The following is a 24,479-nucleotide window of genomic DNA, read 5'->3' on the forward strand; positions in this document are numbered from 1 at the left end:
TTGGGGACCTCTTGCTTTCGAAATTCTAAATAACGCGCACAAAAAAGCGGAGCCAAATGGCTCCGCTTTTATCGATAGAATGCAAAAAGAATTACTTCTTAGCAAGCTTCTCTTTAATACGAGCAGACTTACCAGAACGCTCACGTAGGTAGTACAGCTTGGCACGACGTACTGCACCGCGGCGTTTAACTTCAATGCTATCAACCATTGGAGAGTGAGTTTGGAACGTACGCTCAACACCTTCACCGTTCGAGATCTTACGAACTGTGAATGCAGAGTGAAGACCACGGTTACGAATAGCGATTACAACGCCTTCGAAAGCCTGTAGACGCTCACGGTCACCTTCTTTTACCTTAACCTGAACTACAACAGTGTCACCTGGTGCGAATTTAGGAAGGTCTGATTTTAGTTGCTCTTCTTCAAGAGCTTTAATGATGTTGCTCATTTGTATAAATTCCTAGAATAAACTGATACTAAATTTAATAGGTTACTGCTTGCTTTTCGTTAAGAGCGCTGCTCTTTAATGAATTCAGCCAGTAATTGTTCCTGTTCGTCAGTCAGAGCTAGGTTTTCCAGGAGTTCTGGTCTTCTTAGCCAAGTACGGCCTAGCGATTGCTTTAATCGCCAGCGACGAATGTCCTTATGGTTTCCAGACTTGAGTACCGAAGGCACTTCTTTGTCGTCTAGCACCTCAGGGCGCGTATAGTGAGGGCAATCTAGCAAACCATTTGCAAAAGAATCCTCTTCTGCTGACGCGAAATCACCTAGGACTCCCGGAATAAACCGTGAGACCGAGTCAATTAACGTCATAGCTGGCAGTTCGCCACCCGTCATCACAAAATCACCAATCGACCATTCTTCGTCGACTTCTGATTGAATGATGCGCTCATCTACCCCTTCATAGCGGCCACAGATAAGAAGTAAATTCTCATTTGTTGCCAGCTCTTCAACACCTTTCTGGTCGAGCTTGCGACCTTGAGGTGAAAGGTAGATAACTTTCGTCTTCCCCGGTGATGCTTGCTTGGCAGTATGAATAGCGTCGCGCAAAGGCTGAACCATCATTAACATGCCAGGACCACCACCGTAAGGTCTGTCATCAACAGTGCGATGTTTATCGTGAGTGAAATCGCGAGGATTCCATGTCTCAATCGATAAAAGACCTTTTTTAACCGCTTGACCTGTTACTCCAAAATCAGTAACAGAACGGAACATTTCAGGAAAAAGGCTAATTACGCCAACCCACATGTGTTCTCTCGCTCTGTAATTTTGGAATTAGAATCCAGGATCCCAGTCAACTTCGATCCGTTGAGCTTCGCGATCAACTTTTTTGATCACTTGCTCTTCAAGGTACGGGATTAACCGTTCCTTTTGGCCAAAAGCATCTTTAAGATTTGCTTTCACCACTAGAACATCGTTTGAGCCAGTTTCTAATAGGTCAGTGACCTCACCAAGGGAATAGCCCTTAGTGGTAACAACTTGCATACCAAACAATTCACGCCAGTAGAATTCATCTTCTGACAATTCAGGTAGTGATGCCGGGTCTACAGCGATTTCAAAGTTAGTCAGAGTATGAGCTTCTTCACGAACCTCAAGCCCTTCAAGCTTACACACCATACCTTTGTTATGGCGCTTCCAGCTTTCAACATTGAACTCAACCCACTTACCCTTTTGGTTAATGTACCAAGGGGTGTAATCGAATATGCTTTCAGCATTGTCTGTGTAGGAAAAAACTTTCAGCCAGCCGCGAATGCCATAGGTAGCACCAAACTTGCCCATAACAATTTTTTCGTCTTGCTTGCTCATCGTTTCTTTATCCTTCATCGACATAAGCTATGTCTTCTACTTTAAAGTAAAATTAAGCCGCTTTTTGAGCGTCTTTAACTAGCTTAGCTACGCGGTCAGATAGAGATGCGCCTTGACCAACCCAGTGGTTAACGCGATCTAGGTCTAGACGTAGACCTTCTTCTTGACCTTGAGCAGTAGGGTTAAAGAAACCTACTTTCTCGATGAAACGGCCAGTTGCTGCATTGCGGCTGTCCGCTACTACGATTTGATAGAATGGACGCTTCTTAGCGCCGTGACGTGCCAAACGAATGGTTACCATGTCGTCCTCTTTGCTTTCTTAATAAATAAATTAACCCCAGAAGCTACTTATCAATAAATAACTTGGGGTCTCGTGCCAAATTAAAGCCCCGGAATTTTACTCTTATTCCGGGGCAATGCAAGGGGTTTAGCTATTTTTTCGCCAACAGAGTCTCTGTACACTTTCTGTGACAGAGCTAACACTCTGAAAAGTAACGCAGCGAGCATTTCACTGACTACGCAAACTTAGGTGGTGATAGCTCAAACTTAATAGGAAGAAGGACTTAACGGCCGAATGGGTTAAAACCGCCACCCATGCCACCACCGCCCATGCCACCCATCATACCTTGCATGTTACGCATCATGCCTTTCATGCCACCTTTCTGCATTTTCTTCATCATCTTCTGCATCTGGGTGAACTGCTTAAGCAGACGGTTAACATCTTGTACCTGAGTACCAGAACCTGCTGCAATACGTTTCTTGCGTGAGCCTTTAATAAGCTCAGGGCGCTGACGCTCTTTCATGGTCATAGAGTTGATGATCGCTTCCATTTGCTTGAACATCTTGTCATCAACTTTATCTTTTACGTTGTCTGGTAGCTGAGACATGCCTGGAAGCTTATCCATCATGCCCATCATGCCGCCCATGTTTTGCATTTGACCTAGCTGCTCGCGGAAGTCTTCAAGGTCGAAACCTTTTTTCTCTTTGAACTTCTTAGCCAGCTTCTCTGCTTTATCTTGGTCTACGTTCTTCTGTAGATCTTCGATAAGAGACAGAACATCACCCATACCTAGGATACGAGAAGCAACACGATCTGGGTGGAATGGTTCTAGCGCGTCGGTTTTCTCGCCCACACCCAAGAACTTGATTGGCTTACCTGTGATATGACGAACAGAAAGCGCCGCACCACCACGTGCATCACCATCAACCTTAGTTAGGATCACACCAGTTAGCGGTAGTGCATCACCAAAGGCTTTCGCTGTATTCGCCGCATCTTGACCTGTCATTGCATCAACAACAAACAGCGTCTCAACTGGGTTAATCGCAGTGTGAAGCTCTTGGATCTCACCCATCATCTCTTCATCGATGGCTAAGCGACCCGCGGTATCGACAAGTAGCACGTCGTAGAATTTCTTCTTCGCGTGATCAATCGCTGCATTCGCGATATCAATAGGCTTTTGATCTGCAGAAGACGGGAAGAAATCCACGCCAACATCTGCAGCTAATGTTTCAAGCTGTTTGATCGCCGCAGGGCGATAAACGTCGGCAGAAACAACCAGTACTTTCTTTTTATCACGCTCAGTTAGTAGCTTAGATAGCTTACCTACCGATGTGGTTTTACCCGCACCTTGTAGACCAGCCATCAAGATCACTGCTGGCGGTTGCGCAGCAAGGTTAAGAGCCTCATTCGACTCACCCATTACCGCTTCAAGCTCAGCCTGAACGATCTTAATAAATTCTTGGCCAGGAGTTAAAGATTTAGAAACCTCAACACCTACCGCGCCTTCTTTAACGCGCTTTACGAAATCACGGACAACCGGTAGTGCAACGTCGGCTTCCAGTAGCGCCATACGTACTTCACGTAGCGTATCCTTGATGTTGTCTTCGGTCAGACGACCTTTACCGCTGATATTCTTCAGCGTTTTGGATAGACGATCCGTTAAATTATCAAACATAGTTTTCTCTTCGCTCAATCCTGCGACTATTACCGAGAGTATACATTAGCGTGGAATAGAGTCACACCCGTTGTCAGCGGTTAATAATAGCGGTGTGTGATATAGGGCGCTGTTCACTAATAAATGAGTGAGGTTCACCATAGCCCAAAAGGGCGATGCAGGGTATAATTCGCGAATTAGTAATCATTTAAATGGATACCATGGACAGTCTAATTGCGATCGCAGCAGCCTTTCTATACACAATGGCTATATCCACGATCATCCCAGGTCTTGTACACCAAACAGGAATCCGTGCCAAAACGGTACTGGTGAGCGCGTTTCTTGCTATCGCTTTTCATGCGTGGTTGCTGGGCGACTTAATCTTTAACGCCGGCGGTCAAAACCTCAGTATTCTCAATGTTGCCTCATTGATCAGCTTTATTATCTCGTTGGTAATGAGTGGAGCAATGCTTAAAAACCGCCTCTGGTTTATTCTCCCTGTAGTGTACAGCTTTGCGGCTCTAAACCTGTTGGCCGCTGCATTTCTCCCAAGCACCTTTATTAAGCACCTAGAGAACGACCCTAAACTGCTGATGCATATTTCATTAGCACTGTTCTCGTACGCAACTCTAACCATCGGTGCTCTGTATGCGATGCAACTGGCGTGGCTCGATTACAAGCTTAAGAAGAAGAAGGCACTGGTCATCAACCCAAACCTACCACCACTTATGATGGTTGAAAGACAGCTGTTCAAGATTATTCTTATCGGCAACGGCCTGCTTACGGGTACGCTTCTTACTGGCTTTATTTTTGTTCAAGACATGTTCGCTCAAGGTAAAGCACACAAAGCGGTGCTCTCTTTTATCGCTTGGGTGATCTACTCAATACTGCTTTGGGGTCATTACAAAAAAGGTTGGCGCGGCCAGAAGGTAACTTGGTTTGCGCTAGCGGGTGCGACCTTACTAACACTGGCCTACTTCGGTAGTCGCTTTGTTCAAGAAATCATCCTGAATTAATAGTTCGCTATAAAAGGCAAGGTACACACCTTGCCTTTAATGTATGGCATACTTTACATTCGGTTGACATCTCGACCTGCATCGGTCATAAATTAATCAAGATACAAATTTAGGAAAGTAATAGTTTTGGACGACATATCTACGGGTATCTTATTTGCGCTACTCGCGTGTCTCATTGTAATTTCTGGTTATTTCTCTGGTTCTGAAACGGGCATGATGTCCTTGAACCGCTACCGTTTGAAACACCTATCCCAATCGGGTCATAAGGGTGCGCGTCGTGTAGAAAAACTCTTAAGCCGACCTGACCGCCTTATCGGTCTTATCCTTATCGGCAACAACCTCGTTAATATTCTCGCTTCAGCCATCGCAACTATCTTAGGTATGCGTATTTATGGCGACCTTGGTGTGGCAATCGCAACCGGTGCCTTAACCCTAGTGGTTCTTGTGTTTGCTGAAGTAACCCCTAAGACCATCGCCTCTCTTTACCCTGAGCGCGTCTCCTACGCCAGCAGTATTGTATTAACGATACTGATGAAGGTTCTTTCGCCGCTTGTCATGCTGGTTAACTTCATCACTAACGGTTTTATCCGCATCATCGGCGTAAAAGCAGATCACGATGCGACGGACCACCTCAGCTCTGAAGAATTAAGAACGGTGGTGAATGAAGCAGGTACTCTGATTCCACAGCGCCACCAAGATATGTTGGTGTCTATTCTCGATTTAGAGCACGTCACGGTGAATGACATCATGGTGCCACGCAACGAGATCACGGGCATCGACATCAATGATGACTGGAAGTCGATCGTTCGACAACTGACCCACTCTCCTCATGGCCGCATCGTGCTGTACCGCGATCAAATCGATGAAGTAGTGGGTATGTTGAGATTGCGTGAAGCGTACCGCTTGATGCTAGAAAAAAATGAATTCAACAAAGAGACACTGCTGCGCGCAGCTGATGAGGTGTACTTTATTCCTGAAGCAACACCACTCAATATTCAGCTTCTAAAGTTCCAACGTAATAAGCAACGTATCGGTTTGATTGTTGATGAGTATGGCGATATCAATGGCCTTGTAACACTAGAAGATATCTTGGAAGAGATTGTTGGTGAGTTTACAACCTCGATTGCACCGAGCCTGTCGGAAGAGATCACACCGCAAAGCGACGGGAGCTTCCTGATTGAAGGCAGCGCTAATATTCGAGACATCAACAAAGGGCTTCAATGGAGCTTGCCGACCGATGGCCCAAGAACTCTCAACGGTTTGATCCTAGAGCACCTAGAAGACATTCCAGAAAGTCACCTAAGTGTTCAAGTTGCGCGTCACCCAATGGAGATTGTAGAGCTAGAAGAGAACCGGATTAAGCTGGTTCGTGTTTTCCCTCAAATAATGCAAGAGACCACCAGCTTTAATACATAGTGTCACTCGATAGACACAATGTAGTAGACAAACAAAAAGCCCTGTTCAACTTTACCCTTATGGGGTCAGTTCAGAACAGGGCTTTTTTAATTCACGAACGATAAAATGAACTTAGTCTACCTTCAGCTCTTTAAGCATAGATTCTGGTAGTGCCAGCTCATCATTCTTATTCACTGAGATACCAGCATCTAAAATAGCCTTAGCAATCTCTTTTGCTTCTTCTAGAGAGTGCATCGCTGCTGTGCCACACTGGTATTCATTCAGCTCAGGAATCTTGTTTTGACTCTCAACTTTCAGCACGTCAGCCATTGCTGCTAACCAAGCATCAGCGACTTGCTGCTCTGAAGGTGTACCAATCAGGCTCATGTAGAAACCCGTACGACAACCCATTGGTGAGATATCGATGATTTCAACTTGCTCGCCATTTAGGTGCGCACGCATAAAGCCAGCGTAAAGGTGCTCAAGAGTGTGAATTCCTTTCTCTGACAGGATATCTTTATTGGGTGCAGTAAAACGTAAATCGAATACTGTGATCGTATCTCCCTTAGGAGTCTGCATCGTTTTTGCCACACGTACTGCAGGTGCATTCATGCGTGTGTGATCCACAGTAAAACTATCTAATAAAGGCATTCTTTTTCTCCATGACGGTCGGTTTAGAAAAACCAACTCCGGTTGTCTTCCAGTTCTTGGCGGCACTGTTTCAATTGCCAACCATAATCTTTCGCTTGCTTCTCAACTTTGCGCGCCACCTTAATTAATGACGGCTTGCTGTTATAGGTTTTACGTTTGTAGCCACCACGACCTTCGTGATAAGCCAAATACTGATTGTATGGGTCCCACAAAGAGAGCCCTAATTGACGGCGTGTTTCATTGGTGTACCAACCGATAAACATTAGCGAGTCATCAAAATTCGTTCGAGAGCCACCATGCCCTGTCGCTTTTTGAAAGTCTTGCCAAGCAGGGTCTTGCGCCTGAGCATAACCATAAGCACTGCTGACATGCCCCCATGGGATAAAGCCTAGCAGGTAATCTTTCGGTGGGCGGGCATCGTGACGAAAGCTACTCTCTTGTTTCACAAACGCCATCGCCACGTTAATTGGCGTGCCCCACTCTTCTTGCATATCGACGGCATCGTCATACCAAGACGGGTTCTCTCGAAAGATACTGCACAGGTTGTCTTGCTTCTTAGGCGGAGGGGTTGCACAACCAGCTAAGAGGCTAACAGCAACACCCATAGTAACCCAAGATAGCAGCTGACGACGCTTGTTACTTGATACGGCTTGAATCCTTTCCACCACAAACTCGCTATGCTTTAAGGTACGAGAAGTAATCAGCTAAGAAGCTATCAAAGTCTTGAGTACTCGCCTCTTCGACCTGTTTCTGCGCCATCACTGAACGTGCAACCTCAGATTCCATCAGCTCTGCTGAGTAGACTTGGTATTGGTGATCACGGTGCTTCTGAGCGTACTCTTTACCTAGCTCACAGCCAACCTTGCCTAAACCGCCGTGCTTCTTAGTCTCTTCTAGTAGTTGGCCAGAGATCGTCAGTTCTGGATTATCAATCCAAGCTTCTAGGGTGTCGCATGTCTCTTGGTAAGCACGACCACCTTGCTCAGCATCCATCAATTCTGCAATCACGCGAAGATCTTTAAAGACGCGCTTCGCCCAATCTTGCAGCGACAGTTTCTCGCCGTGGCAACCGATTTGCAGCTCAAGACCCACTTGACGACCTTCAAGGATCACCTTGTTCCAGTTGTCACGCCAGCACTCAAGTTCACAGTTGTCCATCTCAGCAGACTCAGATAGAACACTCCAAGTTAGGAATAGGTCTAGGAAGCGAACCTGCTGCTCAGTGATACCGATTGAGCTGAACGGGTTAACATCCAATGAACGAACTTCAATGTACTCAACACCGCCGCGCGCTAGCGCTTCAGACGGTTTCTCACCACTTTTAGCCACACGTTTAGGACGAATTGGTGCGTACAGTTCATTTTCAATCTGCAGAACGTTGCTATTCAGTTGGCGGTATTCATCGTCAACCTTAATGCCGATTTCAGCAAACTCTTGTGATGGTGTGCGAATCGCTTTGTTCAGCCCTTCAAGGTATTGGTCCAGGCTATTGAAACCAATCTTAAGCACACTTTGAGCACTGTTAGTGTAGCCAAGGTCGCTTAGGCGCAGTGCCGTTGCTTTTGGCAGGTACAAAGTGCCACCTAGCTGTTCAAACGGTAGTTTGGTTTCGCGGCCTTTGATGAATGAAGAGCATAGAGCTGGTGACGCACCAAAGAAGTATGGGATCAACCAACCAAAACGGTAGTAGTTACGAATCAAACCGAAGTACGCATCCGATTTAGCGTCGCTACGCTCTTGTTCAGTTTGCTCACCAAACAAGCTATCCCAGAAGCTTTCTGGGAACGAGAAATTAAAGTGAACCCCTGAGATGATCTGCATCAGGCTACCGTAACGGCGCTTTAAACCTTCACGGTATAGAGTCTTCATCTTACCCGTGTTCGACGTGCCATATTGAGCCAGCTGAATGTCATCCTCGCTACCTACGTAACAAGGCATAGACAGTGGCCATAGCTTTTCGCCATTTAACTTGGTTTGAGTAAAATGGTGAATGTCTGATAACTGGTTCAGCAATGTCGGAACGTCATTCGAGACCGGCGTAATGAATTCGAGTAACGATTCAGAAAAGTCCGTCGTTACCCACTCGTTGGTTAACGCAGAACCTAAAGCTTCAGGGTGAGGACCAGTCGCTAGACGACCATCTTCCTTGTAGCGGAGCGTTTCCCTCTCAACACCACGACCAAACTGAGAAAAGGTCTTTGGGTTGGTTGCAACTTGCTTCAGTCGCGCAGCAAAATCAGTCAAAATTCAGTTCACTTATCTTATATCGTTCTGATTAGAACTATCATAATTGGTTGGGAGAGAAAAACAGCTTCTCTCTTTTCTCCCCCATTAATGTGTACTCTAACGAATGATTTCAAGCTCTTCTATGGGAATATCTAACTTTTCTAGTTGTGGACGCAGTGAAGCTGCATCACCCACGACAATAATTTGATAATCATTCGGATCAAACCAGCGTTTAGCGAGCTCATTAAGCTGCTCTTTAGAGACGTTGTCGACTATCTCGTTGCGCTGCTTAAGGTAGTCTTCATCAAGACCTAAGGTCACGATGTTACTTAGCAGTCCCGCTTTCTGGCTTGGTGTTTCGTATTTGAGTGCATCTTGTTGACCGACGGCAAGGCGCATAAATTTCACCTCTTCATCAGTTAATCCACTCTGGCTAAACTCATTGAGCTCATTAACGAACTCTTGAATAGAGGCAACTGTCGCATTAGCACGAACTTGGGCACTAAATACTACCGCCCCTGTTTCACGATTACTTGCGAAGTAGCCACTTGCCCCGTAGGTATAGCCTTTGTCTTCACGTAGGTTCTGATTCACTCGGCTATTGAAGTTACCTGCAAGGTTGAAGTTCGCCAATTGAGCTAAGTACTGCTCGCCAGTCGCGTCAAAAGGAAGACCTTTACGCACCAAGCGAACAATACTCTGTGGTGCATTTGGCTTGTCGACCAAATACAGATGTTGGCTTTCCAACGGCGTAATGATCTGTGGGCGCGTCAATGGAGCTGCATCGCCTTGCCACTCTTTAAAGAAGTTTAGCTGCTTTTCAGCCTCTCTTTTCGAGATGTCGCCTACAATAACAATATTCGCCCCTTCAGGAGTATAGTGCTGATTGTAAAACTGTTTTACATCATCCAGTGTTAACGACTTTAGAGACGCCTCAGTACCATCACTTGAACGGGCAAACAGGCTATCGCCAAACAACACTTCGCGTGTGGCCTGGGATGCCATCCAGCTCGGTTGTTGATGTTGATACACTACTCCCTCTAGCATCTGTCTCTTCACTCGTTCGAAGTCTTGTTCATCAAACTTAGGAGAGAACAGCACCTCTTCTACAATCGCCAGTGTCTGCGCTAGATTTTTCTCAAGCGATGACACTGAGATATCGGTGGTATAACTACCCGCGCTAATACTGACGCTGCTACCCAGTTTATCGAGTGTCGCTTGCAACTCTTCAACTGAGCGCTGCGTTGAGCCCTCTTCCATCATAGCTGCGGTTAGGTTCGCTAAACCTTCCTGACCTTTTGAAACGTAACGCTCACCGGCTGGCAGCTGGAATTGAAGTTGTACCGTTGGTGTTTCTGTCGTCACAGTACCAATCAGTTCACCACCATTGGCGTAGTGGACGCGATACAACTCAGGCATAGTAGCGGTAACACCAAAAGTGACCTCTGGCATCACACTGCGATCAAAGGTATTAGGTGCCTTTCTAAACTCCAACTGATCTTCAGTTACCTTGGTATATTCAGGTAGCGTGCGAGGTGGCGTCACAAATGTCGCTTCACGCACGGCTAAATCAAGCTGACGGCGAGGAATAACGCTTAACGTCACTTTGTGCTTATCTTGGACAAAGTCTTTATAAGCTTGAGTTACACTCTCAGGGGTCACAGCTCGAATTTGTTCTAGTTGTGACTCAATACGATCTGGCTGCCCGTAGAAGGTTTCATTCGAAGCGAGTTGCGATACCTTGCCGCGAACACTTTGCAGCGCAAACACCGCATTGGCTTCTGCCATACCCGTAATTTGGTCAAGACGTTCTTGAGTCACGCCCTCTTTAGAGAACTTATCTAGCGTATCCAATAGTGCTTGATTCAATACGGTCAGGTCGCCCTTCTTACCCGAGTCGCCCATCGCATAAACATAAAGAGTACATGCAAGCTCGCCACAATCATGGAATGAACCCGCGCTGACGGCTTTCTGGGTTTTGACTAGGTTTTGATACAAGTAGCTGTTGGTCCCTTTACCAAGAACATTAGACAAGGCATTCAATGTCGCCTGTGTTTCTTCACCACGATAAGTCGTTGGCCAACCGACTAAAACCATTGGCTGGCGAATGTTGTCTTCAAGCGTAATGTATTTGTCTTCCGTTAGGACTGCTGGTTGCTTCTCAGCTTTCTCAACTTCTGGCCCTTTAGGGATCGGGCCAAAGTACTTATTCACCCACTCAAGTGTGTCTTCTACGTCAATGTCACCACCGATAGTCAGTACCGCATTGTTTGGGCCGTACCAACGAAGGAAAAAGGCTTTAAGATCGTTAACATCAACGCGGTCGAGATCTTCAACATAACCGATTGGTTGCCACGAATATGGGTGACCTTCAGGGTAGAGCGCTTCTCCCATACGCTCCCACATTAAGCCATAAGGACGGTTTTCGTAGGTTTGAGCGCGCTCGTTTTTCACCGTATCTCGCTGAATTTCAAATTTTCGTTGAGAAACCGCATCCAGCAAAAATCCCATACGATCAGATTCCAACCACAGCATTTTCTCTAGTTGGTTTGATGGCACGGTTTCAAAGTAGTTGGTTCGGTCTCGATTGGTGGTGCCGTTTAAGGTACCACCCGCTTCCGTGATGATCTTAAAGTGCTCTTGGTCACCTACGTTTTCAGAGCCCTGAAACATCATATGTTCAAAGAAATGAGCGAAACCGGATTTACCTATCTCTTCTCGCGCAGAGCCGACATGGTAAGTCACGTCAACATGTACCAAGGGATCAGAATCATCCGGTGAAAGGATGACAGTTAAACCATTCTCCAACTGATACTTGGTGTATGGAATCACAACTTTATCGCTAGAAGGTTTCACCTCATCAACAAGCGTGATGCCTTCTGGCAGGGAAGAAAACAGGGAAGTTGAGCTAGGTACTTGATGAGAACACCCTGCAAGGGCAATAAGAGAAAATGTACCCAGTAAAACCTTCTTCATAGGTTCTCCTTAGAAAAAACCGAAATAGATGCCAGCCAATAAGCTGTATCGCAGTGCTTTGCCGATCGCAATCAATATCAAACTTGGTAAGAACTTCATTCGAAGCCAACCCGCAGCCAGACATAATGGGTCACCGATCACGGGCAACCAGCTGAATAATAGGGTCCAATAACCATAGCGACGCAACCAAGATATAGCTTTATGACCATGCTTCTCGGATTGAGTTCGATTAGGCAACCATAAACCAATCCAATAGTTGGTTAGTCCACCTAGGGTGTTACCTACAGTTGAGACCAAAATAATCGAGAACGTTGAGAATTGGTTGAGGCTCAAAGCAGCAATAAGGCTGGCTTCTGAACCTCCGGGTAACAATGTGGCACTGAGAAAGCCACTAATGAATAGTACCCATAGCGCGGAATCAGAGAACCACAGCGCTATGGCTTCAAACAGTGAATTAAATGATTCTAGCACTTCATATCCAGTAGAACTTTGCCTCGTGTATGACCAGTTTCAACCTGTAAGTGCGCTGCTTGTGCTTCCTCTATAGGGAAGATACGTTGCACTTCTGTCTTTAAGAGACCAACACTCACCATGTATAGCATGGTATCCATTTGCTCAGGTTGTGGCTCAACCAACATGCCGCTTGCCGTAAAGCCTAACAGCTGAGCCTTTTCACAGATTAGCTCTGCCGATAGCGTTGGTACTGTGACCACCCGAGCGCCGTCTTTCAGACACTTAAGTGCATCAAGCGCCGTGTCGCCACCAACAAGGTCAATCAGAACATCAACGTCAGACACTCGCTCTGAAGCAGGAGCAAACTGATAGTTGATAGCATGAGCACCAAGTGTGGCAAGGTAATCGAGGTTTGATTCGCTACATGTGGTGTAGACTTCAGCTTTCGCTGCGACGGCAATCTGCACCGCTAGGTGACCAACACCACCTGCACCAGCCAATATCAGAACGCGATCGCCCTCTTTCACTTCAGCTTTATTTAGCGCCTGTGCAGCAGTTTGACTAGCCAATGGCAGTGCTGCTGCAGCTTCTAGAGTCACTGCGTCAGGTACAGCACTCAAAGCGCTCTCTGGTACCGCAACATATTGGCTATAGCCGCCACCTTGAAGCGGAAATCCAATGAAACCCGCGACATTAGCGCCAACAGAGAAGCGCTCTGCCGACTCACCACAAGCAATCACTTGACCCGAAATGTCGTAGCCAGGAACCCAAGGAAGATTATCTTTGTTCTGTGCAGCAGCCCAACCTAATCCCGCACGGGTTTTAACATCAATTGGGTTAACGCCAGAGAACGCAACCTTAACCAGAACCTCACCCTCTTGAGGTTCTGGTATCGCACTGGTCTGAAGCACAAGGTTTTCTACCCCGCCAAACTCGGTAATCGCTATCTGTTTATTTTCCATTTCAACACGTCCCTAATTAGTTAAAACCTAACGAATAAAAGAAAGGGATGCACAAGCATCCCTTCGACTATAAACCATTTTGTTAGGCTAAGTTAACCACTGGTTTGAAAATTAACCATCAATTAACTCAATCGCTTGGCAAGATGTAACCTGCTTAACCCACTAGAGCCAACAAGATACCTGCCGCTACCGCACTTCCCAGTACGCCCGCAACGTTTGGCCCCATAGCATGCATTAGTAGGAAGTTTTGTGGGTTAGCCTCTAGGCCAACCTTGTTCACTACACGTGCCGCCATTGGTACAGCAGAGACACCCGCCGCGCCAATAAGAGGGTTGATATCTTCTTTAGATAGCTTGTTCAATAGCTTCGCCATTAACACACCACCCGCAGTACCGATACTGAATGCAACAGCACCTAGACCAAGAATACCAAGTGTCTCTAGGTTCAAGAAGGTATCTGCTTGTAGCTTAGAGCCGACACCTAGGCCAAGGAAGATAGTCACAACGTTGATCAACTCGTTTTGAGCTGTCTTCGATAGACGATCGACCACACCGGCTTCACGCATCAGGTTACCTAGACAGAACATACCTACTAGCGGCGTTGCCGATGGTAGGAACAGAATCGTCATCAGCAGCACGGCAAGCGGGAAAAGGATCTTCTCACCCTTGCTCACGTGACGCAGCTGAGCCATCTGAATCTTACGCTCTTCTGGAGATGTCAGTGCCTTCATGATTGGCGGCTGGATAATTGGTACAAGCGCCATATAGCTGTATGCTGCAACCGCAATCGCACCCAATAGATCCGGAGACAACTGGCTGGCTAAGAAGATTGCCGTTGGGCCATCTGCACCACCAATGATCGCGATAGACGAAGCATCCGCCATCGAGAACTCCATACCAGGTACGTAGTTCAACAAGATCGCACCGAATAGCGTTGCAAAGATACCAAACTGCGCTGCCGCGCCAAGCCACAATGTTTTCGGGTTAGCGATCAACGCACCGAAGTCAGTCATAGCACCAACGCCCATAAAGATCAGAAGCGGGAAGATGCCCGTTTCAATCCCAATGTAGTAAACGTAGTACAGCAGACCACCCGGCTCAGTAAAGCCAGCATTAGGAATGTTTGCCAATACTGCACCGAAACCAATCGGTAGCAGTAGTAGGGGTTCAAATCCTTTACGAATTGCCAAGAACAACAGTAAGCAGCCAACCAACATCATGCAGATCTGACCAAACTCAAAGTTAGCAATACCCGTTTCAGACCATAAGGTCATCAATCCTTCCATGGTACTCCCTTACGCCAAGCTTAGTAGTGGAGCGCCTACAGTAACTGCATCGCCTTCTTTAACATTTAGCTCTTGCACGATACCACCACGCGCTGCACGAACTTCAGTCTCCATCTTCATCGCTTCTAGGATCAGTAGAACGTCACCTTCTGCTACTTGAGCACCCGGCTGTACGTTGACTTTAAAGATGTTGCCAGCCAGTGGTGCTGGTACAGATTCCGCGTTCGATGCCGCAGGGGCTGCTGCTGGTGCACTTTGCTGAGCAGGTTGTGCTGCAGGAGATACTGATGTCAGTTGACCTTGAGGGCCGACTTCAACATCGTATACTTGACCATCTACTTTCACGCTGTAGCTTTCAATGCCACCCGCGGCCGGTGCAGGAGCTGCAGCTGCTGGAGCTTCAACTTCAGTACCTGGTGCAGGCTCAAAGGCTTCAGGGTTGTGACGATTCTTCAGGAACTTAAGACCAACTTGTGGGAAAAGCGCGTAAGTCAGCACATCATCGACGGTATCTTCAGCCAGAGAAATACCTTCTGCTTTCGCTTTTTCTAACAAATCAGTAGTTAGATCATCCATTTCTGACTTAAGCAGATCAGCAGGACGACATGTAATTGGCTCAGCACCGTCTAATACTTTCGCTTGCAGTTCTGCATCCAGCTCAGCGGGCGCTTGACCGTATTCGCCTTTCAAAAGACCCGCTGTTTCTTTCGTGATGCTCTTGTAGCGTTCACCCGTTAGAACGTTGATTACCGCTTGCGTACCGACGATTTGAGAAGTTGGCGTTACCAATGGGATGTAGCCCAGCTCTTTACGTACGCGTGGGATCTCTTCCAGAACTTCATCCATGCGATCCGCAGCGCCTTGCTCTTTCAGTTGACCTTCCATGTTCGTCAACATACCGCCTGGTACTTGAGCAATCAGGATACGTGAGTCGACACCCTTCAATTGACCTTCCCACTTCGCGTACTTCTTACGAACTTCGCGGAAGTAAGCAGCGATCGGTTCAATTTGGTCAAGCTTAAGGCCAGTTGCACGCTCAGTGCCTTCCAGCATAGCAACAACCGTTTCTGTTGGTGTGTGGCCGTACGTACAGCTCATTGAAGAGATAGCGGTATCTAGAATATCGATACCCGCTTCAACCGCTTTCACAGCTGTTGCCGTTGATAGACCCGTTGTAGCGTGGCTGTGTAGTGCTAGAGGAACATCACACGACGCTTTAATACGTGTGATCAGTTCTTCTGCTTCATAAGGCTTCAGAAGACCTGACATATCTTTGATACAAAGCGAGTGACAGCCTAGATCTTCTAATCGCTTAGCAAGATCAACCCAAGTATCTGCGTTGTGCACTGGGCTTGTGGTGTACGACAGAGTACCTTGAGCGTGTGCGCCAACATCAACCGTTGCTTTTACCGCTTTCTCAAAGTTACGTACGTCATTCATTGCATCAAAAATACGGAATACATCCATCCCGTTCTTGTGTGCACGCTCTACAAATTTCTCTACCACGTCGTCTGCATAATGACGGTAGCCTAAAAGGTTTTGACCACGAAGTAGCATTTGCATTGGGGTGTTTGGCATCGCTTTTTTCAGCTCACGCAGACGCTCCCATGGGTCTTCGCCCAAGAAACGAATACATGAATCGAAGGTTGCCCCGCCCCATGTTTCAAGTGACCAGTATCCAACTTTATCCAGTTCAGCTGCGATTGGCAGCATATCCTCGATACGCATTCTTGTAGCAAATAGTGACTGATGGGCGTCACGAAGTACCACGTCTGTGATAGCTAGTGGTTTAGACATGCTCATTAACTCCTTTTAATCCTTTTTAATTGCTACTTAGCAGTCGATACACGGTATTGATGAACCGCGGACGATATTGCTGCCACAACCTGTGGACTAACAGCAGAAGGGGTTGATTGTGATTTTTGAATTGTTTTTGGTGCAGCGATCGGCTCGGGTACTTCTTCTGGTACCAGTTTCGACATTAACCGAACGAGATAAACGAGAATAGTTAAGAAGATAAAGACGACAGACATACCTGTCACCATTAGGGTTGCCGCATCTCCTAGCAGGCTTCCTATATTAGTCATGTTGCTTCCTTTCTTTGTCATCCTGACATGTGTGCAGGATTTCAGCGAATAATGATCCCGACCCATGGATTATCTCGATTGGTAAAAGTTTGTCAATTTTGTTTAAGGCTGTGTTACGGATAACACACAGATCAGGTTAATTATTCGCCATACAGATCACATAAATCTGACAAATTAATGATTTTTAGGTGAATAAACTGCGACTTAATTAGGAGTTTTTCTGGAAATGATATGAGCAAGGTAGAATAAGTAGTTAGATATAACTAATTACAATAAATACAACAAGTTAGAGAAAATTAAATGTTAACATTTAATTAACAATAAAAGCTTGAGACGAAAAAAAACCTCGTATAAACGAGGCTTTCTTTGAATAGTGGCGCGCTCTGGAGGATTCGAACCTCCGACCGCCTGGTTCGTAGCCAGGTACTCTATCCAGCTGAGCTAAGAGCGCGCGGTTTTGTATCAACTAAAGTCAATACTAGGATTCCATGCTCATAAGAGAGGAAGCCTTTAAATAGTGGCGCGTCCTGGAGGATTCGAACCTCCGACCGCCTGGTTCGTAGCCAGGTACTCTATCCAGCTGAGCTAAGGACGCACGGTTTTCGATATCGGTGATACCAACATCAGGAGTTCACTAGGAAACCCTAAATAGTGGCGCGCTCTGGAGGATTCGAACCTCCGACCGCCTGGTTCGTAGCCAGGTACTCTATCCAGCTGAGCTAAGAGCGCACAGTTTTTGATATCAGCATTACCAATATCAGGAGTTCACTAGGAAACCCTTAAATAGTGGCGCGTCCTGGAGGATTCGAACCTCCGACCGCCTGGTTCGTAGCCAGGTACTCTATCCAGCTGAGCTAAGGACGCACAGTTTTCGATATCGGTGTAACCAACATCAGGAGTTCACTAGGAAACCCTAAATAGTGGCGCGCTCTGGAGGATTCGAACCTCCGACCGCCTGGTTCGTAGCCAGGTACTCTATCCAGCTGAGCTAAGAGCGCACGGTTTCGATATTAATTGCCAAAGGCATAATAATCAATATCAGGATTCTCATTCTATTAAGAAAGAAAGCCCTAGAATAAGTGGCGCGTCCTGGAGGATTCGAACCTCCGACCGCCTGGTTCGTAGCCAGGTACTCTATCCAGCTGAGCTAAGGACGCACGGTTTTCGATATCGGTATTCCAATATCAGGAGTTCACTAAGAAACCCAAAATAGTGGCGCGCTCTGGAGGATTCGAACCTCCGACCGCCTGGTTCGTAGCCAGGTACTCTATCCAGCTGAGCTAAGAGCGCGCGGTGTTTCACTCTTTCGAATGAAGTTGTGAAATATATCACATTTTGCTTACAACGAAACAAAAAAAAGGCCATCGGCCTGTAATGAATGGCGGTGAGGGAGGGATTCGAACCCTCGATGCAGCTACAAACCACATACTCCCTTAGCAGGGGAGCGCCTTCGGCCACTCGGCCACCTCACCTAATTCATTATTATCACACCTATCTTATGATAAGAGAGATAATGGCGCGCTCTGGAGGATTCGAACCTCCGACCGCCTGGTTCGTAGCCAGGTACTCTATCCAGCTGAGCTAAGAGCGCACATATTGTTGTCTAACTTGCTACGTTTAGACTCGCAAGAAATGGCGGTGAGGGAGGGATTCGAACCCTCGATGCAGCTACAAACCACATACTCCCTTAGCAGGGGAGCGCCTTCGGCCTCTCGGCCACCTCACCGTCTTGCGGAGGCACATATTACGTTTTACCGAAAATATGTCAAACACTTTATTGAAAAAAAATGGATAAAAACACTCAACCGTTTGCAATTTAATCAAAGCGCTTGCTATTTGAACTTATTAGTATCAAAAGGCTCTTTTTCCCTTAAAAATTAAGGTGAAAGATTAGCAAGATTACGAGCTGAATTAAGTTATCTAATTTTCAACAATGACATTGTCAGTGCATAAGCAACCATACTACGAGCCTAAAAATTTCGCTACATGTGAATGCAAGAAAAAAGACAAACTCGTGACACAGCTATAGTGTTTATCGGTGAAAGCGGAATTGCAGCAAATGTTTCAACTACTCACTATCGCTATCACCTATTCTTGGTTTAAAACACCAAGATCAAAAAAGGCTAGCAACAGTGCTAGCCCTTTTTCTACGCGAAAGTATTAGTAGTTGCCAGATGCAACGTTACCATTACCTTTTTCAGCTTGAATGCGCATGTAGATCTCTTCACGGTGAACAGATACTTCTTTAGGTGCATTAACACCAATACGTACTTGGTTACCTTTAACGCCCAGTACAGTCACTGTTACTTCATCACCAATCATCAGTGTTTCGCCAACGCGGCGAGTCAAAATTAGCATTCTTTGCTCCTTGAGTAATCTCTAAATTTATCTAGCTACGAGAGCATTATCCACCAAAAGTTATATTTTCGTAAACTATCGAATGAGTTTATTTAACCAAAATGCACTTCTTTTTTAAGATAACCCTGTGTTTCACGCGCTACAATGTATGCTTTGTGTAGTATGTTAGCAGCTGTATCGACCTGGTCGGGAGAAACCACCAGGGTTAAAGACTGCTGCTGCAATAAGTGATGCTGTACATCAACCTCGCCTTCAGACAACAATCCATGTGAACTGACCACAATATCTTGTGTTCGACTACCTACTACAGTTAACAAACTAACTTGTTCACTATTACGGATTTTTTCAGCAAAAACTAGCTTTAATTTCGTACTTGCGTCGCGTTTAATCACCACTGCTGCTCGTTCTGTTTCCTCGATCACACTACACACTTCGATACCAAGAAGTTGCGCTTGTGATATGAGAGACGACAGCTCTTCTAATGCGCATTCTATCAACACCATATCTTTCTGAATGGCGATGCCAGAAATGTCATTCAAACACTCTTCACCTGAAATTAAGGTGCCCTCACCCTTCTCAAAGCTTGATAGTACTCGTAGTGGCACTTGATGCTTCCATGCAAATTGAACGCACGGTAGGTGTAAAACCTTAGCTCCGCAGCGCGCCATCTCTTCCATCGAAGGGAAATCCAGTTGAGGTAGACGTTTGGAATCCTTAACCACTCTCGGGTCACAAGAGTAGACACCATCAACATCAGTATAGATCTGACATTCTTGGGCATCGAGTGCTCCCGCTAGCGCAACAGCACTGGTGTCCGATCCGCCACGCCCCAGAGTTGTGATATCACCTTTATGATTGACGCCCTGAAAGCCGGCCACAATCACGATCTGCCCTTGTTCAAGCAAGGCTTCAATCGGAGTGGTATCGATATGAGTGATCGCTGCATTATTGTGGTTTGAGTCGGTGTGAATCTTGGCTTGATAACCTGTCATCGATGTCGCTTCATAGCCCAATTTGTGTAACGTCATTGCTAATAGAGCCATCGAGACCTGTTCACCGGCTGTCAATAAGACATCCAATTCTCTCGCGTTTGGTACGCAATCTATCTGATTGGCTAAATCAACTAACCGGTTTGTTTCTCCTGACATTGCAGAGACCACCACCACGACTTGATTCCCGTCGTTTTTTGCTTCAATGATTTTCTCTGCAACTGAGTGGATTCTCTCGATAGAGCCCACTGACGTTCCACCAAATTTCTGCACGATAAGAGGCATTTTCACCCGTCCTCACCTTCCCAAGACCAATGTCTATATATGACAAAACAACACACTTCGCGTCATAGCGAAGTCATAAAAATTACCCAAGAGGTCGGGATAGGCTCTCGGCCTCTTAGCTAATTTCAATGAAATCTACAAATTTGAACAATTATCGATGATACAAAATAAAAGATGCCCAATCGGGTGATTGGGCATCTTTGAATCAAGAGATAAGTTTTATAGGCGCTCTTCTAGCCATGGTTGAACTGACTTCATCGCTTCAGGCAGAGCTGATACATCTGTACCACCTGCTTGCGCCATGTCAGGACGACCACCACCTTTACCGCCTACTTGCTCAGCAACCATCTTCACTAGGTCACCCGCTTTTACTTTGCCGATAAGGTCTTTAGTTACACCAGCGATAAGACCAATCTTGTCACCGTTTATGTTAGCCAGCATCACAACGCCGCTACCCATTTGGTTCTTAGCGTTATCAACCATAGTACGTAAGTTCTTAGGATCCGCACCTTCCATACCAGCGATCAGAACTTTTACGCCGTTGATTTCTTGTGCTTTACCCATGATGTTTGCACTTTCAGATGCAGCCATCTTCTCTTTTAGCTTCTGAATCTCTTTCTCTAGAGCTTTCGCCTTAGAAGCAGATTCAGCGATCTTCTCTTCGTATTTCGCTTGTTGCTCTTCGATAGCATCGAGTGCTGCTTCACCCGTTACCGCTTCGATACGACGGATACCCGCTGCGATACCACCTTCAGAAGTGATCTTGAACAGGCCAATGTCACCCGTGTTTGAAGCGTGGATACCACCACAAAGCTCAGTAGAGAACTCACCCATAGACAGTACGCGAACTTCATCATCGTACTTCTCACCGAACAGTGCCATTGCACCTTTCGCTTTCGCTGATTCGATGTCCATGATGTTGGTTTCAATCACATGGTTCTTACGAATTTGTGCGTTAACTAGACGCTCAACTTCTTTAAGTTGTGCTGGTGTTACCGCTTCAAGGTTAGAGAAGTCAAAACGTAGGTTGTCTGGCTTAACCAAAGAACCTTTTTGAGCTACGTGCTCACCAAGAACTTCGCGCAGCGCAGCGTGAAGTAAGTGAGTTGCAGAGTGGTTCAGAGAGATAGCAGCACGACGCTCAGCGTCTACGGTTGCTTCTACTTTATCGCCTTTCGCGAATACACCTTCAACCAGCTCACCGTGGTGGGCAAATGCGTTACCTAGCTTTTGAGTGTCTTCAACTTTGAACAGACCAGACGCAGTTTTTAGCGTACCTGTATCACCACATTGACCGCCTGATTCAGCGTAGAATGGCGTCTCTTCAAGGATGATGATTGCTTTATCGCCCGCAGACAGAGAAGCAACCTCTTCGCCTTCAACGAACAGTGCAGAGATCTCACCAGCACCTTCTGTACCTGTGTAACCACAGAACTCAGTGTTGATTTCCACTTTGATCGTCGCGTTGTAGTCAGTACCGAATTGGCCCGCTTCACGTGCGCGCTGACGTTGAACTTCCATCGCCTTCTCGAAGCCTTCTTCATCAATTGTGAAGTCGCGCTCACGAGCTACATCGTTAGTTAAATCAGCTGGGAAGCCGTAGGTATCGTAAAGTTTGAATACTGTTTCACCGTCTAGCTCTTTGCCTTCAAGTGCGTCTAGTGCTTCGTTCAGGATAACCATGCCGCGCTCTAGTGTGCGACCAAAGTTCTCTTCTTCGATACGAAGTACTTTTTCAACAAGCTCTTGTTGCTTCTTCAGCTCGTCTGCTGCAGAGCCCATCACTTCAGCTAGTACACCCACAAGTTTGTGGAAGAATACGCCTTGTGCACCTAGCTTGTTACCGTGACGAACTGCACGACGAATAATACGACGTAGAACGTAACCACGACCTTCGTTTGAAGGCATAACGCCGTCAGCGATCAGGAATGAACAAGAACGGATGTGGTCAGCAATAACGCGTAGCGACTGGTTTGATAGGTCTTCGTAACCGATCGTTTCAGCCGTTGCTTTGATTAGCTTTTGGAATACATCGATTTCGTAGTTTGAGTGTACGCCTTGCATGATTGCAGAGATACGTTCAATACCCATACCTGTATCAACAGCAGGCTTAGGTAGCGCTTCCATGGTGCCGTCTGCGTGACGGTTGAACTGCATGAATACGTTGTTCCAGATCTCGATGAAACGGTCACCATCTTCTTCAGGAGTGCCTGGACGGCCGCCCCAAATGTGCTCACCGTGATCGTAGAAAATTTCAGTGCATGGACCACAAGGACCTGTGTCACCCATTGTCCAGAAGTTGTCAGACTCGAACTGTTTACCGCCTTCTTTGTCGCCGATGCGAACGATACGGTCAGCTGGTACGCCTACTTTCTTGTTCCAGATATCGAATGCTTCGTCATCTGTCTCGTATACCGTTACCAATAGACGATCTTTTGGCAGTTGAAGAGTTTCAGTTAGGAATTCCCAAGCAAACGCAATCGCGTCTTCTTTGAAGTAGTCACCAAAGCTGAAGTTACCAAGCATTTCAAAGAATGTGTGGTGACGAGCCGTGAAACCTACGTTTTCAAGGTCATTGTGTTTACCGCCAGCACGTACACAACGTTGAGCCGTAGTCGCTCGAGTGTAGGCACGCTTTTCGGCGCCTAAGAAACAATCTTTGAATTGGTTCATACCTGCGTTAGTGAATAGCAGGGTTGGATCGTTATGTGGAACTAACGATGAACTGTCTACGATTTGGTGTCCTTTGCTCTCAAAGAACTTAAGGAACGCGTTGCGAACCTCATCAGTGCTCATGTACATGCAGCTCTTCCTGAAAATAGTCGAGTTAGAATTTTGCCGTATTGTAGATCATGGTTAAGGCTTCGACTAGTTTTCTTGTACAAAAGAACCGTTAGGATGGAATTTTGGTCGGAATTATTCAAAATCGAGAGTCATTGCCATCAAACGGCGCAGAAAATAACGCAGCGACATGCTTAAGCTCGACAATAAATATAGAGTCGATTAACCAACCCATTAAATGAAAAAACCTCAAGACCATAAGCCTTGAGGTTAATAATAAGAACGAATTAGCCTTGAATCGCTTCAACGACTAGGTTGAAGTTAGGCGCTTCAGTGATTTCGCTAACGAGCTCGCTATGAATCACTTTGTTTTCGCTATCCAATAGGATAACCGCTCGTGACGCTAGACCTGTCAGTGCATGGTCTTTAATTTCAACACCAAATGCGTTTAGCGCAGCCGCATCTTTAAACACAGAAAGGTGCTCAACGTTCGCAATCTCAGATGCTTCATTGTATCGCGCCAAAGCAAATGGCAGATCTGCTGACACAGTGTAAACCGAAACATCTTTCAGGTTTAGTTGCGCCAGTTCAGATAGGCTCTTGGTCGTTGCCGCGCATACTGGAGTATCGATACTCGGAAATAGGTAGATCAGCTTGTACTTGCTGTCTACATCAGAGATTGTCAATGGGTTAAGCGACAGAGTACACAACTCAGGTGTAACTAGTTGCTCGCCTTTACTTGGGAAATTACCTGCCAATACAACTTCTTCACCAAGAAATGTAACTTTATTCATGATTTATCCTTTTGATTGCGACGACTCTAAAAGCCATCTGTTTTATTTTTCTCGTGTTGTTTAAGTGACGTTAATAACCGTTTTAAATTCGCTCAGCTTTGGTAGCGCACCGTCGAAGCCAACAGATTGTGAAAAGTCCATTTCTACATCGATGTGCTGCTTGGCAAGATTCAGTAAGACGGCACGGTCATTATCGTCTAATGACTTAATGTTTGCAGACAGCACTTTGACTAGGCTTTGCAGCACATCCAGTTGAAAGGATTCGATCGACGTCATCGTTCGATACTCCTCTAGCAAATGCGTCGCCAACTCTGCGTCTTTTTTCTTAATCTTTGACATTCTCTTACCTATTCACAAAACAAATTAATAACTTAACTATCAGTAACCTCAAATCGTGGAAAAAATTTATCACTCGATATAACGCCGAGCCACAAACCTTTCTCAAAGCAAAATGTAATGACGGATAAAACATCACACCTTACTA

The 24,479-nt window shown here is 46.1% G+C and carries 21 protein-coding genes and 10 tRNA genes; 2 read left to right on the plus strand and 29 right to left on the minus strand.

What is annotated here, in order from left to right; translation table 11 throughout:
• Positions 1-91: 91 nt before the first annotated feature.
• The 5 genes from rplS to ffh form a co-directional block, all read right to left on the minus strand.
• Entirely contained in the window at positions 92-445 is a 354-nt protein-coding gene (gene rplS, locus FIV04_RS12260) for a 50S ribosomal protein L19 (RefSeq protein WP_032549758.1), read from the minus strand.
• Positions 446-504: 59 nt separating this feature from the next.
• Complete coding sequence (trmD, locus tag FIV04_RS12265) at positions 505-1,245, minus strand: tRNA (guanosine(37)-N1)-methyltransferase TrmD (RefSeq protein WP_150869263.1); 741 nt, start codon at positions 1,243-1,245, stop codon at positions 505-507.
• A gap of 27 nt (positions 1,246-1,272) precedes the next feature.
• On the minus strand, positions 1,273-1,827 hold the full coding sequence (rimM, locus tag FIV04_RS12270) for a ribosome maturation factor RimM (RefSeq protein ID WP_032549760.1): 555 nt from the start codon (positions 1,825-1,827) through the stop codon (positions 1,273-1,275).
• 28 nt (positions 1,828-1,855) lie between these two features.
• Positions 1,856-2,104, minus strand: coding sequence for a 30S ribosomal protein S16 (gene rpsP / locus FIV04_RS12275; RefSeq protein WP_004410028.1), 249 nt, complete (start codon positions 2,102-2,104; stop codon positions 1,856-1,858).
• Positions 2,105-2,366: 262 nt separating this feature from the next.
• On the minus strand, positions 2,367-3,758 hold the full coding sequence (ffh, locus tag FIV04_RS12280; protein WP_032549761.1) for a signal recognition particle protein: 1,392 nt from the start codon (positions 3,756-3,758) through the stop codon (positions 2,367-2,369).
• A gap of 200 nt (positions 3,759-3,958) precedes the next feature.
• Here ffh and FIV04_RS12285 point away from each other — a divergent pair, with 200 nt between their 5' ends.
• Together FIV04_RS12285 and FIV04_RS12290 are read left to right on the plus strand one after the other, a co-directional pair.
• Positions 3,959-4,753, plus strand: a complete 795-nt coding sequence (locus tag FIV04_RS12285) for an inner membrane protein YpjD (protein WP_032549763.1) — start codon at positions 3,959-3,961, stop codon at positions 4,751-4,753.
• Between the two features lie 126 nt (positions 4,754-4,879).
• Complete coding sequence (locus FIV04_RS12290) at positions 4,880-6,169, plus strand: HlyC/CorC family transporter (protein ID WP_032549765.1); 1,290 nt, start codon at positions 4,880-4,882, stop codon at positions 6,167-6,169.
• Positions 6,170-6,280: 111 nt separating this feature from the next.
• Here the strand turns inward: FIV04_RS12290 and luxS are convergent, their stop codons facing one another.
• The 24 genes from luxS to FIV04_RS12415 all read right to left on the minus strand — a co-directional run bounded on the left by luxS (position 6,281) and on the right by FIV04_RS12415 (position 24,334).
• Positions 6,281-6,799, minus strand: coding sequence for an S-ribosylhomocysteine lyase (luxS, locus tag FIV04_RS12295; RefSeq protein ID WP_032549766.1), 519 nt, complete (start codon positions 6,797-6,799; stop codon positions 6,281-6,283).
• A 23-nt stretch (positions 6,800-6,822) separates the two neighbouring features.
• Complete coding sequence (locus FIV04_RS12300) at positions 6,823-7,404, minus strand: hypothetical protein (protein WP_152469568.1); 582 nt, start codon at positions 7,402-7,404, stop codon at positions 6,823-6,825.
• A gap of 70 nt (positions 7,405-7,474) precedes the next feature.
• Positions 7,475-9,043, minus strand: coding sequence for a glutamate--cysteine ligase (gene gshA, locus FIV04_RS12305; RefSeq protein WP_032549769.1), 1,569 nt, complete (start codon positions 9,041-9,043; stop codon positions 7,475-7,477).
• Positions 9,044-9,142: 99 nt separating this feature from the next.
• The gene (locus FIV04_RS12310) at positions 9,143-12,001 is read right to left on the minus strand and encodes a pitrilysin family protein (protein ID WP_152469281.1); all 2,859 of its coding nucleotides are present in this window, start codon (positions 11,999-12,001) and stop codon (positions 9,143-9,145) included.
• Positions 12,002-12,010: 9 nt separating this feature from the next.
• Positions 12,011-12,472 carry a YqaA family protein gene (locus FIV04_RS12315; RefSeq protein ID WP_032549771.1) on the minus strand — a complete coding sequence of 154 codons (462 nt, stop codon included), beginning with the start codon at positions 12,470-12,472 and terminating at the stop codon, positions 12,011-12,013.
• Positions 12,466-13,416, minus strand: a complete 951-nt coding sequence (locus FIV04_RS12320; protein ID WP_152469282.1) for an NADP-dependent oxidoreductase — start codon at positions 13,414-13,416, stop codon at positions 12,466-12,468. The genes FIV04_RS12315 and FIV04_RS12320 overlap by 7 nt, the downstream gene beginning before the upstream one ends.
• Before the next feature lie 154 nt (positions 13,417-13,570).
• Positions 13,571-14,701, minus strand: a complete 1,131-nt coding sequence (locus FIV04_RS12325) for a sodium ion-translocating decarboxylase subunit beta (protein WP_032549773.1) — start codon at positions 14,699-14,701, stop codon at positions 13,571-13,573.
• Between the two features lie 9 nt (positions 14,702-14,710).
• Positions 14,711-16,498, minus strand: coding sequence for a sodium-extruding oxaloacetate decarboxylase subunit alpha (oadA, locus tag FIV04_RS12330; RefSeq protein WP_152469283.1), 1,788 nt, complete (start codon positions 16,496-16,498; stop codon positions 14,711-14,713).
• A 32-nt stretch (positions 16,499-16,530) separates the two neighbouring features.
• The gene (locus tag FIV04_RS12335; protein WP_032549775.1) at positions 16,531-16,788 is read right to left on the minus strand and encodes an oxaloacetate decarboxylase subunit gamma; all 258 of its coding nucleotides are present in this window, start codon (positions 16,786-16,788) and stop codon (positions 16,531-16,533) included.
• A gap of 374 nt (positions 16,789-17,162) precedes the next feature.
• Positions 17,163-17,239, minus strand: a tRNA-Arg gene (locus tag FIV04_RS12340).
• Between the two features lie 67 nt (positions 17,240-17,306).
• Positions 17,307-17,383 (minus strand) — tRNA-Arg (locus FIV04_RS12345).
• A gap of 57 nt (positions 17,384-17,440) precedes the next feature.
• Positions 17,441-17,517: transfer RNA gene (locus tag FIV04_RS12350), tRNA-Arg, on the minus strand.
• Between the two features lie 58 nt (positions 17,518-17,575).
• Positions 17,576-17,652 (minus strand) — tRNA-Arg (locus tag FIV04_RS12355).
• Positions 17,653-17,709: 57 nt separating this feature from the next.
• Positions 17,710-17,786: transfer RNA gene (locus tag FIV04_RS12360), tRNA-Arg, on the minus strand.
• An 82-nt stretch (positions 17,787-17,868) separates the two neighbouring features.
• Positions 17,869-17,945: transfer RNA gene (locus FIV04_RS12365), tRNA-Arg, on the minus strand.
• A gap of 56 nt (positions 17,946-18,001) precedes the next feature.
• Positions 18,002-18,078, minus strand: a tRNA-Arg gene (locus FIV04_RS12375).
• A gap of 89 nt (positions 18,079-18,167) precedes the next feature.
• Positions 18,168-18,260, minus strand: a tRNA-Ser gene (locus FIV04_RS12380).
• A gap of 42 nt (positions 18,261-18,302) precedes the next feature.
• A tRNA-Arg gene (locus FIV04_RS12385) sits at positions 18,303-18,379 on the minus strand.
• A gap of 42 nt (positions 18,380-18,421) precedes the next feature.
• Positions 18,422-18,514 (minus strand) — tRNA-Ser (locus FIV04_RS12390).
• A gap of 434 nt (positions 18,515-18,948) precedes the next feature.
• Positions 18,949-19,146: a carbon storage regulator CsrA gene (gene csrA / locus FIV04_RS12395; protein WP_004415691.1), complete on the minus strand. Its 198-nt coding sequence runs from the start codon at positions 19,144-19,146 to the stop codon at positions 18,949-18,951.
• A 92-nt stretch (positions 19,147-19,238) separates the two neighbouring features.
• A complete protein-coding gene (locus FIV04_RS12400; RefSeq protein ID WP_084181818.1) occupies positions 19,239-20,420 on the minus strand; it encodes an aspartate kinase in 1,182 nt (393 codons plus the stop codon).
• Between the two features lie 219 nt (positions 20,421-20,639).
• Positions 20,640-23,222 carry an alanine--tRNA ligase gene (gene alaS / locus FIV04_RS12405; protein ID WP_152469284.1) on the minus strand — a complete coding sequence of 861 codons (2,583 nt, stop codon included), beginning with the start codon at positions 23,220-23,222 and terminating at the stop codon, positions 20,640-20,642.
• Positions 23,223-23,488: 266 nt separating this feature from the next.
• The gene (tpx, locus tag FIV04_RS12410; protein WP_152469285.1) at positions 23,489-23,995 is read right to left on the minus strand and encodes a thiol peroxidase; all 507 of its coding nucleotides are present in this window, start codon (positions 23,993-23,995) and stop codon (positions 23,489-23,491) included.
• A 60-nt stretch (positions 23,996-24,055) separates the two neighbouring features.
• Positions 24,056-24,334, minus strand: coding sequence for a hypothetical protein (locus FIV04_RS12415; RefSeq protein ID WP_152469286.1), 279 nt, complete (start codon positions 24,332-24,334; stop codon positions 24,056-24,058).
• Positions 24,335-24,479 lie beyond the last annotated feature (145 nt).

Source organism: Vibrio sp. THAF190c (assembly GCF_009363355.1).
In the GTDB taxonomy this organism is placed as follows: Bacteria; Pseudomonadota; Gammaproteobacteria; order Enterobacterales; family Vibrionaceae; genus Vibrio; species Vibrio fortis_A.